This is a genomic window from Actinoallomurus iriomotensis (assembly GCF_030269445.1).
In the GTDB taxonomy this organism is placed as follows: domain Bacteria; phylum Actinomycetota; class Actinomycetes; order Streptosporangiales; family Streptosporangiaceae; genus Actinoallomurus; species Actinoallomurus iriomotensis.
This window is the reverse complement of the sequence record NZ_BSTJ01000009.1, coordinates 29,481-47,305: the sequence shown is the minus strand read 5'-3', so window position 1 is coordinate 47,305 and position 17,825 is coordinate 29,481. Positions and strand designations below refer to the sequence as shown.

The window sequence follows — 17,825 nt, the reverse complement described above, 5'->3', positions numbered from 1 at the left end:
AACAGATGAGACCGTACGGGGCTCACCCAATCGTGGCCCCGAGCGAGCCCCTAGTTCTTGTCTTTCTCTTCAGTAGATAGAACAACAGTCACAGTCTTAGGGGCCGTGGATACTGGGGAAAACCCTCGTCTTCGCAGGTCATCCCCCAAGTTTCTATCCACCGGCGCTGTGCATCGAGCCTGTGTACTCCGTGGATGCCTGAGGACAGTCGCGAAGCGTCCCCATCTCATCCACGGACGGTCCACCGTTCATCCCCATCTCATCCACCGGATCGGCCCCGCCGTCCACATGGTTGTCCACCGGATTGATCCACAGAGTTTTCCCCACCCTGTGTAATCCACCGTCTCTGGATAACCGGTGTGGAGACCCTGTGGACGTCTGTGGACCGCTGGGGACAACTCACGCCCCGCCGTTGCGCGCCTGCTGCTTGATGCGGTTCGTCAGCTCGGTGACCTGGTTGTAGATCGGACGCTTCTCCGCCATCAGCTTGCGGATCTTCTTCTCCGCGTGCATGACGGTCGTGTGGTCGCGTCCCCCGAACTGCTGGCCGATCTTGGGCAGCGACAGCTCGGTCAGCTCACGGCACAGGTACATCGCGATCTGCCGGGCGGTCACCAGCACGCGCGAGCGCGACGGGCCGCACAGTTGCTCCATGTCGATGCCGAAGTACGTCGCGGTCTGCGCCATGATCGTCGCCGCGGTGATCTCCGGGCCGGTGTCGTTGGGGATGAGGTCCTTCAGCACGATCTCGGCGAGCTGGAGGTCCACCGACTGCCGGTTGAGGCTCGCGAACGCGCTGACCCGGATCAGCGCCCCCTCCAGCTCACGGATGTTGGTGGAGATCTTCGAGGCGATGTACTCCAGCACCTCGGGCGGCGCGACCAGGCCCTCCTGCACGGCCTTCTTGCGCAGGATCGCGATGCGCGTCTCCAGCTCCGGCGGCTGCACGTCGGTGATCAGACCCCACTCGAACCGGTTACGCAGCCGGTCCTCCAGCGTCACGAGCTGCTTGGGCGCGCGGTCGCTGGAGATCACGATCTGCTTGTTGGCGTTGTGAAGGGTGTTGAAGGTGTGGAAGAACTCCTCCTGCGTCTGCTCCTTGTTCTCCAGGAACTGGATGTCGTCGACCAGGAGGATGTCCATGTCGCGGTAGCGCCGGCGGAAGTTGTCGGCCTTGCCGTCGCGGATCGCGTTGATGAAGTCGTTGGTGAACTCCTCCGAGCTCACGTAACGCACCCGCGCGCCGTTGAACAGGCTCTGCGCGTAGTGGCCGATGGCGTGCAGCATGTGCGTCTTGCCCAGGCCGGAGTCGCCGTAGATGAACAGCGGGTTGTACGCCTTGGCCGGAGCCTCGGCCACCGCGACGGCGGCCGCGTGCGCGAACCGGTTGGACGAGCCGATCACGAACGTGTCGAAGGTGTACTTGGGGTTGAGCCGCGCGTGCTCGCCGGTGCCCTTGCTCTCCGCCGGCGCCGCGGAGGGGCGCGGCTGCCAGCCGCCGCCGGGAGCCGACCCGGGGGTGGGGACGAACGGGTCGCGCTGCGGGCCCTTCGGCTCGGCGGGATTCTGCGCCGGGGGCTGCTGGTCCTGGCGGTAGGGGGCGCCGTAGTCCTGGCCGTTCCTGGGGGAACTCCCGCCGTAGTCCTGTCCGTACTCCTGCCCGTATTCCTGGGCGTTTCCGGAGCCGCCCGTGTAGTCCCGGCCGCCCTCGGGGCCTCCGCCGTAACGGCCCAGGTAGCGGTCGGCGTACTCGCCGTAGTGCTCCGGGGTGTACGGGCGCGGGTCGGCGGCGGGGCCGCGCAGCGTCTGGCCGGAGTACCCCGGCGACTCGGGGGCGTACGGCCGCGGCTGCTCGTGGTCGGACTCGGGCTCGGCGGGCAGCGGCCGGTCGACCGGCGGCGGTTGGTCGGGCTGCACCGTGACGGCGACCCGGATGTCGCGGCCGAGCTGGTTCGACAGCACCTGGGTGATCAGTGGCCGCAGGCGGTTCTCCAGCACGTCCTTGGCGAAGTCATTGGGGGTCGCCAGCAGAGCGGTGTCCTCGACCAGGGCAAGCGGCCGCGTCATGGCCAGCCACGCCCGGTGCTGAGGCGGGAGATCACCCGGAAGGGCCTCGAGCGCCCTGGTCCACACCAGGGCAAGATCCAGACCGTCCATCCTTTGTTCTCCCCTCCCTTGTCAGGTGTGCGGCGACACGTCATTTCCCCGGCGTACCGCGAGCACCTGCAGTGGACCACTCTCTCATGCGTCATCCACAGGGTTGTCCACAAGTTGTGCACGGGGCAGGGGAACGCGGTGGATAACTCTCGCCGGTTTGACCGGGAGGCAGGCCAGACCGTAACGTACGACGGTCGAGTCGCATCGACGGCGGTGCTGCACGCCCGCAGGTCGCCGACTCCCGCAGGCGGGGTCTATGCGCCCGTGATGCGACCTAACCAACGTTGACCGCAGCACCCCTCTGGAGTCTCGAGTGAGCAAGCGTACTTACCAGCCGAACAACCGTCGCCGGCACAAGAAGCACGGCTTCCGGCTCCGCATGCGCACCAGGGCGGGGCGCGCGATCCTTTCCTCGCGCCGTCGCAAGGGGCGCGCCCGCGTCGCGGTCTGACCAGCGGTAGTCATGCTGCCGTCCGGAAACCGGATGCGGCGGCGAGAAGAGTTCACTTTGGCCGTCCGGCGCGGTGATCGTGCCGGGCGGCCGCGTCTGGTCCTGCATCTGCGACACCGTGATGACGTCGACGAGCCGGTACGGGTCGGTTTCACCGTCGGCCGGCCGGTCGGCGACGCGGTGACCCGCAACAAGGTGCGCCGCAGGCTCCGGCATATCGTGCGGGAGCGCCTCTACCGGCTGCCAGCGGGTAGCCTGCTTGTGGTGCGCGCCAATCCGAAGGCGGCGACCGCACGAAACGACGAACTCGCCGCGGATGTCGACGCGGCACTCGACCGGCTCCTTCGGCGAGAGGTCAAGAGGCGGAGATGACAGCGAAGCCGACGCCCGTCGCCCGGGCATTGATGCTGCCGATCGTCTTCTACCGTCGATTCATAAGCCCCCTCTTCGGGCCCGTCTGCCGCTTCCAACCCAGCTGCAGCACATACGCACTCGTCGCGTTGCGACGGCACGGCGCGCTGCGCGGTGGGTGGCTGGCCGTACGCCGCCTCGCCCGCTGCCACCCGTTCAACCCCGGCGGATACGACCCCGTGCCGCCGCGCAAGGGCGAGGTACCCCCTGACCTCACGCCGCAGAGCGGCACCGTAATCGGAGAGCACTAGGAGCCAGTCGGTGAGTTTCAGCTTCCTCGATCCGCTGTTCGAGGCGGTCGCGTGGGTCATCATCCAGATCCACGCCGGCCTCAGCTTGATCTTCCCCGCGGACAGCGGCTGGGCGTGGGGTCTGTCGATTTTCCTCCTGACGGTCCTCATGCGGCTCATCATCTTCCCGCTGTTCGTGAAGCAGATTCACGCGTCGCGGAAGATGCAGGAGCTGAACCCCCAGGTTCAGGCGCTGCGCAAGAAGTACAAGAAGGACAAGCAGCGCCTCAACCAGGAGATGATGAAGCTCTACCAGGAGGCGGGCGCCAACCCGCTCTCCGGGTGCCTGCCGCTGGTCGTGCAGTTCCCCATCTTCATCTCGCTGTACAACGTGCTGCGGGCCATCTCGACCACCAAGCCGGGCCAGTCCAAGTACGGCATGTCGGCGGACCTGATCCAGAGCGCCCAGCACGCGCACATCTTCAGCGCCTCCATCCCCACGACGTTCGTCGAGTCGTTCCACGACAAGCACGTCGGCGCGATGATCGTGACGCTGCTGGCGGTCGTGATCAGCTCCACCACGACGTTCTTCACGATGAGGTCGAGCGTCGGCCGTTCGATGCAGTCGATGACGGCCGACAACCCGATGATGCAGTCCCAGAAGTTCCTGGTGTACCTCTCGCCGCTGTTCGGCCTCTTCGGCCTGACGCTGCCGCTCGGTGTGCTGATCTACTGGGTGACCACCAACTCCTGGACGCTGGCCCAGTCGCACTACGTCTACAAGAAGTACCCGATGGCCACGGCCGAGGGACAGGCCGGAGCCGACGCCAAGACCGGCACGGCCAAGACGGGTACCACCAAGACGGGCGCGCGTACCGGCACCGCCAAGGCGGGTGCGGCCAAGACCGGCGCGAAGGCGGGTGTGCGGGCCGGCACCTCCGTGGCCGGTGGCAAGACCAGGAAGAAGGCGGATGCCGAACCGGAGCCGGAGGACACGCCTCCGGGTCCGAAGGTCGTGCGACAACAGCCGACACGGCAGACCCGCAGCAAGAGGAAGCGATAGCGTGACTTCTCAGTCCAGTCCGAGTACCCACGAGGAGCCCGGTGTGAGCCAAGCCGAAGCCGAGACCGCCGAGGCCGAGACGGTCGACGTCCAGGCGCTTGAGCAGGAAGGCGAGATCGCGGCCGACTACATCGAGGGCCTCCTGGACATCGCGGACCTCGACGGCGACATCGACATGGACGTCGAGGGCGAGCGCGCGATGGTGTCCGTCGTCGGCGCCACCCTCGATGAGCTCGTCGGCAAGAACGGCGAGGTGCTGGAGGCGCTGCAGGAGCTCACCCGCCTGGCGGTCCACCGCCGTACGGGCGAGCGCAGCCGGCTGATGCTCGACGTGGGCGGCTTCCGCGAGCGGCGCCGCGCCGAGCTGACCAAGCTGGGCCGTGAGACGGCCGATGAGGTCAAGCGCACCGGCGAGCCCAAGCCGCTGGCGCCGATGACCCCGTTCGAGCGCAAGGTCGTGCACGACGCCGTCGCCGCGGCCGGGCTGCGCAGCGAGTCAGAGGGTGAGGAGCCCAACCGCTACGTCGTGGTCCACGTGGAGTAGCCGGGCACCAACGAACAACGACGGTCCCGTCACAGTCGACTGTGACGGGACCGTCTTTTTGTGGTCGTCACCGGATGTCCCGGCGCTCGTGGACGGTCCGGCGTACCTGAGCGTGGCCCGCACCGTCGACCGGCTCGACCACGGTCGGCTCCTCCTCGGGGCCCCTCATGTACGCCCCGGGCTGGGGCTCGCCGTCGATGACGTCGACGTCCCGCACCACCGCGGCGCGGCGCCGGGCGCGCGGCCGCGTGTAGGCGAGCGTGATGACCAGCATCGCGATGCCCACGAAAATGAGGATCCAGCCGATCATCTGGACGTCGATTCCGCTGACGTGGAAGTGGGTGGCGAACGCGAGGATCGCACCAAGTGCGATCAGCACCAACGCCGAACCGATACCCATGGTCGCTACCTCTCCTTCGACGGAACATCCACCGAAGGGGTACCCACCGCTCGTGGGATATGCGTGTCGCGGCGTTTTTTCCCACACGTACGTCCACGCTGGTCGGAGGCGTCGAATCCGGGGCGTTGCCGGGTCGGCGTTCGCGAGGCCGCTCAGGTGTGGAAGCATTCGAGGGTCGGTGGGAATCCCCAACCGTTCCCGAGTCGCCTTCAGAGCCTGCCACTATGCCATCACTTCCTGCGCCGCCGGCCGCCCGCGAGATCTTCGGGGACGCGCTTCCCCTCGCCGAGCGGTACACCGCGTTCCTGGCCGGTCCCGGCGTCGAGCGCGGTCTCATCGGACCTCGCGAGGTCGAGCGCCTCTGGGACCGGCACGTGCTCAACTGTGCCGTTCTGACCGAGTTGGTCCCCGACTCGGCGAACGTCATCGACGTGGGTTCGGGCGCCGGCCTGCCGGGTGTCGTTCTCGCGATCATGCGACCGGATCTGTCGGTAACACTCCTGGAGCCGCTTTTGCGGCGTACTGTCTTTCTTCAGGAATGCGTTGATCTCCTGTCGCTCTCTCACGTCACCGTACGCCGGGCACGTGCCGAGGAGGTCGCCGGTGAGTACGCCGTTGACGTCGTCACCGCCCGAGCCGTCGCTCCCCTTGAGCGACTCGCCGGGTGGGCCCTGCCGTTGCTGAGGCCGGAAGGTGAGCTTCTCGCGTTGAAAGGCGAGCGCGCGGCGGCGGAACTCGAGGAAGCACGACCCGTTCTGGAGAAATTCGGGGTCCGCGTGGCAGAGGTACTCCACGTCGGTCACGGTAAGGTCGAGCCGCCGACGACGGTAGTTCGCGCGGTCGCGGGGAGGGCCCCGCAGCCGCCGAAGGAGCGGTCTGCTTCCCGTCGAGGCGGGCGTCGGCGCGGTGGAGCGCATGGACGGAAGAGGTGACGGTCCTTGACCACGGCAGAGGGACTGGGCTGGCCGGACCGAGCCACGCGGGCGCCTTCGGACGATACGACGGGGCTCGGCTGGCCGTCGCAGGTTCCGGTGGCGAGTCCGCCGCCGCCCGCTCCTGATCCTGTTAAAGAGACGTCGCAGCGTGATCCGGCACACGGGGAGTCGAAGTTGGTAAGCGAGGCACTCAAGGCGGCCGAAGTTTCACGTGAAACGAGCCAGCCGATCGCTCAGGCGGCCGCCGCGGCACTACGGGTGCAGGCGAAGCGCGGTGAGAAGGAGTGGCCCCGTCCCCCGCGGTGCCGCGTCATCACGATCGCCAACCAGAAGGGCGGCGTCGGAAAGACGACGAGCGCCGTCAACCTGGCCGCGGCGCTCGCGATGCACAACAACCGCGTGCTCGTGGTCGACCTGGACCCGCAGGGGAACGCCTCCACCGCACTCGGTGTCGAGCACCACAGCGACATTCCGTCGGTCTACCACGTGATCCTCGAGGGCGGATCGTTCAGCGACATCGTCGTGCCGGCGGAGGGTCTGGCCAACCTCTTCTGCGCTCCGGCGACCCTGCACCTGGCGGGTGCCGAGGTCGACCTGGTCCCGATGGTGGCCCGCGAGTCGCGGCTGCGGCGAGCCCTCGAAGCGTACGACCTGGACAACTTCGACTACGTGCTCATCGACTGCCCGCCCTCGCTCGGCCTGCTCACGGTCAACGCGCTGACGGGCGCGGACGAACTGCTGATCCCGATCCAGACGGAGTACTACGCGCTGGAGGGTCTGAGTCAGCTGCTGCACACCGTCGATCTGGTCAAGCAGCACCTGAACCCGAACCTCGCGGTCACCACGATCCTGCTCACCATGTACGACGCGCGTACGCGGCTGGCGGCCCAGGTGGCGGACGAGGTGCGCAGCCACTTCGGCGAACTCGTGCTCGGCACGGTGATCCCCCGCAGCGTCCGTGTGTCGGAGGCGCCCAGCTACGGCGAGTCGGTCCTGACATACGACCCGGGCTCCAGCGGCGCGCTCGCCTACACGGAGGCGGCGCGGGAGATGGCCTACCGCGGGGCGGAAGAGCGCAAATGAGGACGCCGCGCCGGTCCGCCCGTACGCTTGACCTTCGCGGTGTGAGTGAGCCAGGGCGGTCGCCCGGCGCTGGGGGCATGGAGGGATCGAAGTGAGTCAGCAACGACGCGGGCTGGGAAAGGGCCTTGGCGCACTGATCCCCACGGCACCGGTGCCGTCGGCGGACCAGGCGGCCACGCAGCCGGCACCGCCGTCCCCCGACGGCGAGACGCAGGAGCCGGTCCTCGTCGCGGGCGCACACTTCGCCGAACTCCCGATCGAAAAGATCACCCCGAACCCGCGCCAGCCGCGGACGACGTTCGACGAGGAGGCGCTGGAGGAGCTCGCAGCGTCGATCCGCATCGTGGGCCTGCTGCAGCCGATCGTGGTCCGCGAGCTGCGCTCGGGCGACTACGAGCTCATCATGGGCGAGCGGCGCCTGCGCGCGTCGAAGCTCGCCGGCATCGAGAGCATCCCGGCGATCGTCCGGGACACGACCGATGACGACCTGCTGCGCGACGCGCTCATGGAGAACCTCCACCGGCAGCAGCTGAACCCCCTTGAGGAGGCGGCGGCGTACCAGCAGCTGCTGGACGACTTCGGCGCGACGCACGAAGAACTGGCGACCCGCATCGGCCGCTCCCGGCCCCACATCACCAACACCCTCCGCCTGCTGAACCTGCCGTCGGCGGTGCAGCTCCGGGTCGCCGCCGGGGTACTGAGCGCCGGCCACGCCCGGGCGCTGCTGGGCCTGGACAGCCACGAGATGCAGGACCGCCTGGCGACCCGCATCGTGGCGGAAGGCCTCTCGGTGCGTGCGGTCGAGGAGATCATCGCCCTGGGGGAGGCGGGTGACACGAAGCAGGCGGTTCGCCGGAAGACGGGGAACAAGCCGATGAACCCGCGCATCCAGGAACTGGCCGCGGAGCTCTCGGAACTCTACGAGACGAAGGTCCGAGTCGACCTGGGCACCCGCAAGGGGAAGATCGTCGTCGAGTTCGGGTCGCTCGAGGACCTGGAACGCATCATCGACGCGATGGCCCCGGGCTCGCGTCCGGGCACCGGCCCGCAGTAGGCCGATCGGGACCGGTCGTCGTCTCTCGTACGTCCGGTCCCCTGCCGGCTCCGAATACTCCGCTCGACCGAACGAGGTTGGCGACGTACGGCGCTCCCGTTCTTCTACCGGGCGGCGGTGCCGGGGGCCGCAACGGCCTAAGCCGAAGATCTGCCCGGGCGTCGGCCCGCAGCAGGAACCCTGTGGGCGGTCCGCCGTTCGATGCGGACATGGTCCGGCCACGCCGCTAGCCGCGAACGTCGGTCGGGGCGCACATCAGGCTGCGCCTCGCAACGGCCGATGGCGAAGGTCCATTCGCGGTGTACGGGGAGTGGTGTGCGGTCGGCGGTTCGGGGTCGCGGCGAACGGGCGCTGGATGGTGGCCGCGCGATCAGCTTCCGATGGTGACCGTCGGCGGCGCCTACGGTGCACTTTCAGGCATGCGCCGCTCGTGCCCCGCTCGTGCCCTTGAGGGGTGAGGCGGCGCCGCTCCTCGTAGGTGGTCGGTGACGTCGGTCTGGCGCAGGCTGTATCGCCCAGCGGCCCGAGATGTGGATCGGCGACGCCATCGTCCGGCGCGGCGCCCTGCGTGTCGACAGCCGGCCGTGGCACAGATTGCATTCGGTGGGGACGCTTCAGCGGCAGGCGAGGCAGGCGCGTCCAGTGTCCGCTGAGAGCGCGCCTCGACGCGCCTAACTCATCCACGTTCTGTTGCCAGGCATCCGGGTGACTTCCTGGCTCAGCCGACCCTCTCGTGGAGGTGTCCGGTGCGGGCCTAGAGGTGGAGGAGCGGCTCGCGTGTTCCGTGGCTGAGCTGTTGGACGCGAGACGCGTAGTCAGGGCTCACGGTGACGGGCGGAGGTTGCCGGTACGGCTACCTACTCACGCGCAGGCTCAGAGGGGTCGTCGTTTCACGTGAAACAGCCGACTGGCGGGCCATCGCCCAACGCTGCGGAGGCTGTCTTGAGCCCGTGCAAGAACAGGGCGTCAGACGCGAGCCGTCACGCTGAGGCGGCCCCCCGGCCATCGTCTTGACCGCGTCGCTCGACCCGAGTGCTGCCGATCTCTCGTGCGTCCTGTCGACTGCTGCACCGAAAGCGCATAGGCGGGGGAGTGACAAGATGCGAACGCAGGCAGCGTTCGCCCCTCCTTGTCGGCACGGTGACGACCGAGTCGGCCACCGGAGGTCGGAACGCCAAGTTCTTCCGGCGATCTGAGGGAGACGCTCTCCGCTCGGCGGTTTCACGTGAAACGTGGCCCGGCGCACTGCTCCGCCAGAAGCTTCGGCGCGAGCGGTTCGCTGAGCCAGGAGGCCGTCCGGGTTGGGCGGACGATTGGAGCGTCAGTCGCGCGACCACCTTCCGCCGGCAGTCGGTGAATGCACAGCGGTGCGTTGCTCGACCACGCACGTGTGAAAGAGATGCAGCCACCTCCCTGGCCCGCTCGATCCGTTCGTCCACGGAGAGGTCGACCCATTAGCGACCCCTTGCCCCGTCGGACGCGGACGCCGGGGTGGCAGGCGACGAGCACGGCTGCGACTGAAGTGTCCTCTCCGAGGGCGCTATCGGCCGACGGACAGAGCGTCCTGGTGTCCGGAGCGTGTTTCACGTGAAACTCAAAGGGGCGATCGTCGTCGATAAAGGCTCGCCGGCGGGTGGCGGTCCGTGGCTCACCATCGATCAGCGTGAGTCGCGCCTGGGTGACGTTCTGACTGGGCGTCCGAAGCGGATGCTCGTCCGCGAAGCGGCTCGTACACCTACACAGGGACGTCGAAACGCGATCCCGAGCCGGACGGTGCCGACCGGCACGTACGGCGGACACGGCCAGCTAGGTGATCGCCAACCAGTGATCCAGAGACTGGCCTTGTCGCAATCAGCCGGGCGCGCGGAACCACGGTACGGTCCGGTGAGGCGCTCGAGCACGTATCCGCCTCCCTGTCGCCCCCTCGACGTCGAGAGCGGACGGCTAGATCTTCAACGGCGGTCCCTGCGGGACGCCCATGCGTACCGCTCACCAACGCGGCACCCGCAGGGCGAGATGGCGGACAAGAAACAACCGGCGGTCGTGTAACCCCGCGAACCGCTGTGGAGGTGGCTGTACCTCTCCCGCGCCCTTCTCGCCGGGTCGAGCCACACCGTGTGCGGTGGCTCGTCGCCGGCTCCGGATCGAATGGCGTGTTTCAGTGGACGAGCCCGACGGTCGGCGTGTCAGTCGCTCACATCGTCGGCGCTCTTGGCGATGCGGAGATCCCGTCACCTTCCACACCGCCTACGGCGCCGAGGAACGTTGGGCGAGGGCAGTCGATCGCCGCGCGGCGACCAACCGCTCCGTACCGCCCCCCGGGATGCGGACCACCGGCACGGAGCGGCCGACCAAGAAGGTCGCCGGACGGGCGCTGGCCAATGCCTGTGTCGGTCATCGATGTCCGCGCTTGGCAGGTGGCTTAGCACTCGGCAGGCGGCAGAGCGACGGGTGGGAGGGCGGCAGGCGGCAGAGCGACGGGTGGGAGGGCGACGGGTGGGAGGGCGACGGGTGGGAGACGGTCGGCGGGGGAAAGGAGGGTGCGGGAGGCGGGAGACGCTCGGTAGGCATGAGGCGGGAAGCAGGCGGCAGACGCTCGGCACGCCGGACGATGGCGTCGCCAATCCACATCTCGGGCCGCTGGGCGATACAGCCTGCGCCAGACCGACGTCACCGACCACCGACGAGGAGCGGCGCCGCATCACCCCCTCGAGGGCACGAGCGGCGCATGCCTGAAAGTGCACCGTAGGCAGGCGAGAGGCGAGAGGTGTCCGGCAGGGAGGTGTCCGGCAGGGAGGTGTCCGGCAGGGAGGTGTCCGGCAGGGAGGCGTCCGGCGGGGAGGCGCCGGCAGGCGCCAGGCGCGCGAGAACCGCGCGAGAGGCGAGAAGGCTGGATGCGGACGGCGGCCGCGAGGCGGCAGGCGGGAGGCAGGTGGACGAGAGGCGGAGGTGGACGGCTGCTGGCTGGCGGGCGGCGGTGTGCAGTGCATGGATTTCCCCCAGCAGGCCCATGCGCTCGGTGACGTTGAGCGCCGTGCCCCGGATCTCGACCGTGTAGCTACCCGCGCGGAGGGCGGGGGCGCATTCCACGACGTTCGGCGTGAAGGCGTGCCGCCGTGAGACGCCTGACTGGCGGGGAGTGGCTGGCTGGTGGGCGGCTGGCCGGTGGTCGGGAGGCAGCTGATGGGCGGGCGAGCACTGGAGGCGGCCGGGTGTCGGTCAGCGGGTGGGCGGCTGGCTGGTGGTCGGGAGGCGGCCAGCGGGCGGGCGAGCGCCAGAGGCGTGCGGCAGGAGCGCAGCCGGAGGGGAGCAGCCGGAGGGGAGGTAGCGGGGGCAGCGAGGGCAGCGGGCCGACGTTCGGTGGGGAGGCGGCCGGCGGGAGGCCGGGAGGCAGCCAGGAGGGCGGCCGGAAGGGCGCGGCCGGAAGGGCGGCCGGAAGGGCGCGGCCGGAAGGGCAGTCGGGAGGGCAGTCGGGAGGGCAGTCGGGAGGCGACAGGGAGGCGGCCCGTCCCTGGATCGGTGAGTGGGGCAGCGGGCCAGACCGCATCGTCGTTGCCTCGCAGAGGCTGGGCTGCGGAGCGGTATGTGGCGGAGCGGTTTGTCATTCGGAATGGCGTCCGCCGGAGCTGCGGTGGTGCTTCGCGGGCTAATCTCGGAGGCAACAGCCTGGGACCGTTCCGCGGACGTGTGGACAGAGGGGCATGCGTCCGGTGATAACAGAGTTCGAGAACTAGCTCTAAGATCTTCCTGGAGCGGGAATAGGTCCTGGTGATGAAGGCGCTCCGCCCAAGAAGGGGGCCTGGCCGGTGTCGCGTCGTCTGGTGAACATCACGCTCGACAACGTCGAGGATTTGCCGATCCGCTGTCGTAAGTGCGTGTTCTGGGAGCTCGACCCGGTCAGCATGCAGCGTGCCGAGGACGCCGGGGATCCCGCGCTGGAGAAGGAGGCCTGGATCTCCTCCACGCTCCTCGAGTGGGGCAGTTGCGGCAAGCTCGTCTACGTCGACAGTGTGCCGGCCGGGTTCGTCATGTACGCGCCGCCGCTCTACGTTCCGCGGTCGGTCGCGTTTCCGACGAGTCCCGTCAGTGCCGACGCGGCGCTTCTGATGACCGCTCACATCCTTCCCGAGTTTCAGGGTGGTGGGCTCGGGCGCATGCTCGTCCAGGGCGTCGCCAAGGATCTGACTCGCCGGGGCCTGCGGGCGATCGAGGCGTTCGGTGATCTCAAGTGGGAGAAGCCCGGCTGCGTCCTGCCCGCGGAGTACATGCTCGCCGTCGGGTTCAAGACCGTACGGCCACACCACCGCTACCCCCGCCTCCGCCTCGAGCTCAAGTCGGCCGTCTCCTGGCGTGAGGACGTCGAGGTCGCCCTCGAACGCCTCCTCGGGTCGATGTCACCCGAAGGCGCCCTCCGCCCCGTCTGAACCCCTCTGACAGCCCCACACGAGGCAGCGAATCAAGGCGACACGCCGCCCACAACCAAGGTCAACGAGCGACGAGACATCACGGCGCCCCCTCCACCCCGTACACACGCCGTTTTGCCCACTCAGAGCCACCACAGGCCTCTCAGGCCCCATCTCTAACCGATCACACCAGGACACCGGCGTTCTCCAGCCAGCGAGCCTCTCGTGAGTTTTGCCTGGTCGGAGGCGTAAAAACAGCTCCGGCCTCACGTCAGAGACGTGAGACCGGAGCTGATGAGGCCGCGGAAGGCTCAGATGAAGTCGGCGAGGTCCTTCAGGAGTGCGGCCTTCGGCTTCGCGCCGATGATCTGCTTGACGACCTCGCCGCCCTGGAAGACGTTGAGCGTCGGGATCTGCATGATGCCGTAGGTCGCCGGCACCTTCGGGTTCTCGTCGATGTTGATCTTCACGACGGACAGCTTGTCGGCGTGCTCGGTGGCGATCTCATCGAGGATCGGGCTCACCTGGCGGCACGGGCCGCACCACTCAGCCCAGAAGTCAACCACCACCGGCTTGTCGCTCTTGAGGACCTCGACGTCGAAGTCGGCGTCGGTGACAGCCTTGGTTGCCACGGGATCTCCTAACTCGTGCTGAGGTATGACTGGGCGGAACTCACGCGCGCTGGGGCTTGACCTCGGCCGGCGGCCGTTCAGGGAGCTCGTCCTGCGGCTGCTCGGTCAGCTCGGCCGTGCCCTGCTCCTGCAGCCAGCGCTCGGCGTCGAGCGCGGCCGCCGAGCCGGTGCCGGCGGCGGTGATGGCTTGACGGTACCGATGGTCGACCACATCACCCGCCCCGAACACGCCGGGCAGCTTGGTCTCGGTCGTCGGCGCGTTGACGCGGAGGTAACCCTCCTCATCGAGGTCGAGCTGGTCCGCGAACAGCTCCGTGCGCGGGTCGTGCCCGATGGCGATGAACACACCCGAGACCTCGAGCGTGCTCTCCTCGCCGGTCTTGACGTTGCGGGTCCGCACGGCCGTGACTCGGTCGTCGCCGAGGATGTCCACGACCTCGGAGTCCCACAGGAAGTTGATCTTCTCGTTCGCGAAGGCGCGGTCCTGCATGATCTTGCTGGCGCGCAGCTGGTCGCGACGGTGGATCACGGTGACCGAGCGGCCGAAGCGGCTCAGGAAAATGGCCTCTTCGAGGGCGGAGTCGCCACCGCCGACCACGGCGATCTCCTTCTCGCGGAAGAAGAACCCGTCACAGGTCGCGCACCAGGACACGCCGTGCCCGGCCAGCCGCTTCTCGTTCGGCAGCCCGAGCTCGCGGTACCGCGAACCGGTCGCGATGATGACCGCACGGGCCCGGTAGGTCTCGTCGCCCACCTTGACGACCTTCGGGTTCGCCGCCAGATCGACCTCGGTCACGTCGTCGGTCACCAGCTCGGCCCCGAAGCGCTCGGCCTGCTTGCGCAGGTTGTCCATGAGCTCCGGGCCCTGGATGCCGTCCGGGAAACCGGGGAAGTTCTCGACCTCGGTGGTATTCATCAGCGCCCCGCCGGCGGTGACGGCACCTTCGAAGACCAGTGGCTTGAGGTCACCACGCGCGGCGTAGATCGCGGCCGTATAGCCCGCGGGCCCCGACCCGATGATGATCACATTACGCACGTCGCTCACAGTCGCGCCTCTTTCCGATCCTGTCGGCGAAGCCCGTGTCGATCACTTTGCTTCGCAGTACGAGTAAACCGATCCTAGGCCGCCCGGATTCCCACACCGGCCACCGGCACCAAGGAGCACAAGAAAGGGCCGGCCCGTCCCCCGGAGGGGAAGAGCCGGCCCGCAGTGATCGGTCAGCGGCTGACCGACTGGTGCGCCAGCACGTCCGTGCTCGACGCCGAACAGCGGTCACCCACCACCCACACGTCCGCCTGACCGGCGTCCTTGCCGGGCAGCGCGATGACGGTGGCCGGCCGGCCCTCGTACGTCGCCGAGTCGACCAGCAGCGGAACCTTTCCGCCGTCCACCCGGGCCACGCAGGCGCCGAGTGCCTCGGGTGCGCTCAACGCGTGGTTGCCGCCCGTGGTGGGCTTCGCGAGAACGCGGGTGATCTGCGACCGCAGACCCTTCGAGGTGTACTTCGTGCCGGAATGGACGACGGTGAACGGAGCCGCCGGTGCGAGCGCCGGCCCTGGTGCCGAGTGCGGATGGTCCGCGATCGGCGGCTGGGTGCCCGGCGCGCTGCTGGAGCTTCCGTCGTCCATGACGGTACGGACGGCGGCGGCTCCCCCGCCTACCAGAACGACCGCCGCGGCGGCCGCGGCGAGGTACTGAAATCGGCGGTGCGGCCGGTGCACGGGTGCGTGCGAGGCCGCTTCGGCGGCGAGCGCCGCATCGAGCCGGTCGACGAGATGCGCGGGCATCGGTGGTACGGGCGCCCGCGCGAGAACGCGGGAGACCTCCGCCACCTCCGCAGCGCGTCGGCGGCAGTCGTCACAGTCCGCCAGGTGGGCCTCAGTGGACATGGCCGTGGCGTCGTCGAGAACTCCCTCGGCGAAGTCGGCCAGCGCTTCATAGTCAAGGTGTGCGGCAGTCACGCGGGTTTGCCACCTCCTTCCTCCGCAGATCTGACGTCGGAGCCGCCGTCCTGGTTCCGGAGGTGACCAAGAAGGGGTGCGAGTCGCGCACGCCCCCGCGCGCACCGGCTCTTGATCGTGCCGGGTGGTACTTCCAGGACCTTGGCCGCGTCATCGACGGCGTACCCCATCATGTCGACGAGGACGAGCGCCGCCCGCTGTTCGAAGGGTATGCGCTGCAGCGCCTGGCTGACGTCGAGCGACAGCTCGTGCGCCGACGTCGGGTCGGGACCCTTGGGGGCGACCGAGTCGAGGGTGGCGTCGTCGCCCATGGGCACGACCGGGCGGATCGAACGCCGGCGCAGCCGGTCGAGGCAGGCGTTGACCACGATGCGGTGCAGCCAGGTCGTCACCGCCGCGTCGCCGCGGAAGCGGCCCGCCGCGCGGTAGGCGGACAGGAACGCCTCCTGTAGCGCGTCCGCGGCCTCTTCCTGGTCGCCGAGAGTGCGCAGCGCCACGGCCCACATCCGGTCGCGGTGCCGCTGTACGAGTTCTGAGAAAGCGTCCGGATCGCCCTCGGCGTGACGTCGCAGCAGCTCCTTGTCCGGAGCGGCCTCGACCGAGCGTCCCCCACGCATGATCGCCATAGTCCGTCAGCCCGTTCCGTCGAGGGCATCGTCGCTGAGCGTGTGCCGGACCTGTCCGGGCCGTCCCGTACCGGCGTGAGAACCGTCGCAAAGACGGGTATCGGCTACTCGGGGGGTCATCAGCACGCACACGATGGTAGTCGTCTGCGCTCGATCATGCCCGATGTGACGGAATCAACCGGTTCCGTACACCGCGACGTCGCGGACGCGCGCCTTGTACTCGCCGATGTTGGGCAGCTTGGTGAACCAGAGCGTGACATACCGACCCTTGGCCTGCTTGCCGTTCAGCGTGAACGACCCGACCGCGTTACCGGTGTCGGTCTGCTGCGTGCTGGAACTCGGGGAGTCGCCGATGTGCAGCTCCACGTTGCCCGGTGTGCCGGGGGGCATCATCACCTTGACGTTGGAGACGGTGACGGTCTTGCCCATGTCGAGGACCAGGCCGATGCCGGACCGCAACCTGCCGAAGTCGGCCCCGTTGTAGTGCTGGGTGGTCCAGTAACTCGACTTGTTGTCGTCCGTGGCCTTGCCGAGGTCGCCGTTGGCCGCGCTGTCGACATGCGGCGCGTCGTTGTCGGCCAGAACCTTGGCGATGGAGAGCTTCTCGGTCGTCGGCTTGGCGGCCTGGCTGGTCTTCGTGCCGGCCTTCGGATTGGTGCCGCCGTCGTCGCCACCGCCGCCGAGCTTGGACAGGCCCCAGCCGCCGAGGGCGACGAGGACCAGGACGCCGACCACGATCGCGGCGAGCACGGGTCTGCTGATCGAGCCGCCACCGCCGGAGGAGGAGTGCCGGACCGGCGCCTGGCGCTGGGGCCGAGCGGACCGCTGCGGCTGGTTGACGGTCCGCGTACGGGCCTGCGGCGCGTCGGGCACCGTGCGCGAGAGCGGGTCGACCGGGGACGTCGTCGTGCTCGTCGAGCGCGGCTGGTCGGGCCGGTTGATCACACCGGGGGGCGTGGACCCCGCCAGCGGCACGAAGGGCAGCGGGGAGCGCGGCACCCGGCCCAGGGCGGAGACGAACTCCGACGGCGAGCTCAGCGGCTCCTGACCGGCGCGTGCGGGAATGTGCAGCGCCCGGCAGACGATGTCGTCGAGGTCGGGCGGCACGCCGGGCCGGACCTGGGAGGGCGGGACCGGGCGTCCGTCCGCGCCGCTCGGCGCCGACGGCAGCTGGGTGCCCTCCGCGCCGCACCAGTGCCCGGTGAGCGAGGCGTACAGCAGCTCTCCGAGCCCCTGGGTGTCTTCGGCGGCCGGCGTGTCGGAGGCGGCGCCGGCGAGCACGGCCTCGACGCCGAGGCCGGTGACCTTGACGGTGCCGCCGCTGGTCCACACGAGGTTGTGCGGCGTGATGCACAGGTGGGCCAGGCCCGAGCTGTGCGCCGACGCGAGCGCCTCGGCGGCCTCCATGAGGAACGCGGCCGCGCGGCCGGGCTCCATCGGGCCCTCGGCGAGCAGGTCCTCCAGCGTCTCACCGGTGACCCACTCGCTGACGACGTAGGCGTTCTCGCCGCTGTCGTCCGCGTCGAACACCTGAGTGAGGCGGGGGTCGGTGAGCCGGCTGGCGGCGCGGGCGGCGGTGACCACATCGTGCACCCGGGGGAAACCGGGAGCGAAGGTGAGCACCGCGACGGGGCGGGCGAGGATCTCGTCCGTCGCCTTCCAGAACGTGGAACCACCCGCTTCGCTGACGCGGTCGTCCAGACGAAAACGACCAGCGAGGCGGGTGCCGGGTTCGATGACGGACGTGCTCAACGCGGCGTCCGGCGCAGGTAATCGCGTCCCATATGTGCCGTGGCTCCCTTACGCCTTCGACCCTCCCTCGATACCTCGTGGGCGGTGTTGTGCGTGCACCCGCCCGTAGGTAGGACGCTCGA

16 protein-coding genes are annotated in these 17,825 nt (G+C 68.9%); 9 read left to right on the top strand and 7 right to left on the bottom strand.

The features are described from left to right. Positions 1 to 399: 399 nt before the first annotated feature. Positions 400 to 2,157: a chromosomal replication initiator protein DnaA gene (gene dnaA, locus QSK37_RS32455; RefSeq protein WP_285628964.1), complete on the bottom strand. Its 1,758-nt coding sequence runs from the start codon at positions 2,155 to 2,157 to the stop codon at positions 400 to 402. A 313-nt stretch (positions 2,158 to 2,470) separates the two neighbouring features. Here dnaA and rpmH point away from each other — a divergent pair, with 313 nt between their 5' ends. Genes rpmH through QSK37_RS32430 form a run of 5 tightly spaced genes read left to right on the top strand, consistent with a single transcriptional unit; the run spans position 2,471 to position 4,856 of the window. Continuing rightward, positions 2,471 to 2,608 carry a 50S ribosomal protein L34 gene (rpmH, locus tag QSK37_RS32450; protein ID WP_285577321.1) on the top strand — a complete coding sequence of 46 codons (138 nt, stop codon included), beginning with the start codon at positions 2,471 to 2,473 and terminating at the stop codon, positions 2,606 to 2,608. 12 nt (positions 2,609 to 2,620) lie between these two features. Continuing rightward, a complete protein-coding gene (gene rnpA / locus QSK37_RS32445; RefSeq protein ID WP_285577320.1) occupies positions 2,621 to 2,980 on the top strand; it encodes a ribonuclease P protein component in 360 nt (119 codons plus the stop codon). Further along, positions 2,977 to 3,270, top strand: a complete 294-nt coding sequence (gene yidD / locus QSK37_RS32440; protein WP_285577318.1) for a membrane protein insertion efficiency factor YidD — start codon at positions 2,977 to 2,979, stop codon at positions 3,268 to 3,270. The genes rnpA and yidD overlap by 4 nt, the downstream gene beginning before the upstream one ends. 10 nt (positions 3,271 to 3,280) lie before the next feature. Then, on the top strand, positions 3,281 to 4,312 hold the full coding sequence (gene yidC / locus QSK37_RS32435) for a membrane protein insertase YidC (protein ID WP_285577317.1): 1,032 nt from the start codon (positions 3,281 to 3,283) through the stop codon (positions 4,310 to 4,312). 43 nt (positions 4,313 to 4,355) lie between these two features. Beyond that, positions 4,356 to 4,856: a Jag family protein gene (locus QSK37_RS32430; RefSeq protein WP_285577315.1), complete on the top strand. Its 501-nt coding sequence runs from the start codon at positions 4,356 to 4,358 to the stop codon at positions 4,854 to 4,856. Positions 4,857 to 4,923: 67 nt separating this feature from the next. Here the strand turns inward: QSK37_RS32430 and QSK37_RS32425 are convergent, their stop codons facing one another. Further along, the gene (locus QSK37_RS32425; protein WP_285628959.1) at positions 4,924 to 5,256 is read right to left on the bottom strand and encodes a DUF6458 family protein; all 333 of its coding nucleotides are present in this window, start codon (positions 5,254 to 5,256) and stop codon (positions 4,924 to 4,926) included. 224 nt (positions 5,257 to 5,480) lie between these two features. Between QSK37_RS32425 and rsmG the strand changes: the two genes are divergently transcribed. From rsmG to QSK37_RS32405, 4 genes are all read left to right on the top strand, one after another. Next, on the top strand, positions 5,481 to 6,188 hold the full coding sequence (rsmG, locus tag QSK37_RS32420) for a 16S rRNA (guanine(527)-N(7))-methyltransferase RsmG (protein WP_285628956.1): 708 nt from the start codon (positions 5,481 to 5,483) through the stop codon (positions 6,186 to 6,188). Between the two features lie 177 nt (positions 6,189 to 6,365). Beyond that, complete coding sequence (locus QSK37_RS32415; RefSeq protein ID WP_285628953.1) at positions 6,366 to 7,274, top strand: ParA family protein; 909 nt, start codon at positions 6,366 to 6,368, stop codon at positions 7,272 to 7,274. A gap of 91 nt (positions 7,275 to 7,365) precedes the next feature. Next, a complete protein-coding gene (locus QSK37_RS32410; RefSeq protein WP_285628950.1) occupies positions 7,366 to 8,328 on the top strand; it encodes a ParB/RepB/Spo0J family partition protein in 963 nt (320 codons plus the stop codon). A gap of 3,806 nt (positions 8,329 to 12,134) precedes the next feature. Then, complete coding sequence (locus QSK37_RS32405) at positions 12,135 to 12,752, top strand: GNAT family N-acetyltransferase (RefSeq protein ID WP_285628947.1); 618 nt, start codon at positions 12,135 to 12,137, stop codon at positions 12,750 to 12,752. A 290-nt stretch (positions 12,753 to 13,042) separates the two neighbouring features. On the opposite strand, the gene trxA is transcribed toward QSK37_RS32405, so the two are convergent. The 5 genes from trxA to QSK37_RS32380 all read right to left on the bottom strand — a co-directional run bounded on the left by trxA (position 13,043) and on the right by QSK37_RS32380 (position 17,703). Then, positions 13,043 to 13,363, bottom strand: a complete 321-nt coding sequence (gene trxA, locus QSK37_RS32400; protein WP_285577306.1) for a thioredoxin — start codon at positions 13,361 to 13,363, stop codon at positions 13,043 to 13,045. Positions 13,364 to 13,403: 40 nt separating this feature from the next. Continuing rightward, positions 13,404 to 14,408: a thioredoxin-disulfide reductase gene (gene trxB, locus QSK37_RS32395; RefSeq protein WP_285628945.1), complete on the bottom strand. Its 1,005-nt coding sequence runs from the start codon at positions 14,406 to 14,408 to the stop codon at positions 13,404 to 13,406. Positions 14,409 to 14,581: 173 nt separating this feature from the next. Beyond that, on the bottom strand, positions 14,582 to 15,325 hold the full coding sequence (locus QSK37_RS32390; RefSeq protein ID WP_285628942.1) for an anti-sigma factor family protein: 744 nt from the start codon (positions 15,323 to 15,325) through the stop codon (positions 14,582 to 14,584). Then, entirely contained in the window at positions 15,322 to 15,942 is a 621-nt protein-coding gene (sigM, locus tag QSK37_RS32385; protein WP_432705623.1) for an RNA polymerase sigma factor SigM, read from the bottom strand. The genes QSK37_RS32390 and sigM overlap by 4 nt, the downstream gene beginning before the upstream one ends. Before the next feature lie 183 nt (positions 15,943 to 16,125). Next, positions 16,126 to 17,703, bottom strand: a complete 1,578-nt coding sequence (locus QSK37_RS32380; RefSeq protein ID WP_285628935.1) for a protein kinase family protein — start codon at positions 17,701 to 17,703, stop codon at positions 16,126 to 16,128. Between the last annotated feature and the right edge of the window lie 122 nt (positions 17,704 to 17,825).

What these genes read in the sequence shown, in the direction of transcription:
- dnaA (WP_285628964.1), bottom strand. Translation starts at nt 2,157, where the DNA reads ATGGACGGTCTGGATCTTGCCCTGGTGTGGACCAGGGCGCTCGAGGCC.
- rnpA (WP_285577320.1), top strand. Translation starts at nt 2,621, where the DNA reads ATGCTGCCGTCCGGAAACCGGATGCGGCGGCGAGAAGAGTTCACTTTG.
- yidD (WP_285577318.1), top strand. Translation starts at nt 2,977, where the DNA reads ATGACAGCGAAGCCGACGCCCGTCGCCCGGGCATTGATGCTGCCGATC.
- QSK37_RS32425 (WP_285628959.1), bottom strand. Translation starts at nt 5,256, where the DNA reads ATGGGTATCGGTTCGGCGTTGGTGCTGATCGCACTTGGTGCGATCCTC.
- rsmG (WP_285628956.1), top strand. Translation starts at nt 5,481, where the DNA reads ATGCCATCACTTCCTGCGCCGCCGGCCGCCCGCGAGATCTTCGGGGAC.
- sigM (WP_432705623.1), bottom strand. Translation starts at nt 15,942, where the DNA reads ATGCGTGGGGGACGCTCGGTCGAGGCCGCTCCGGACAAGGAGCTGCTG.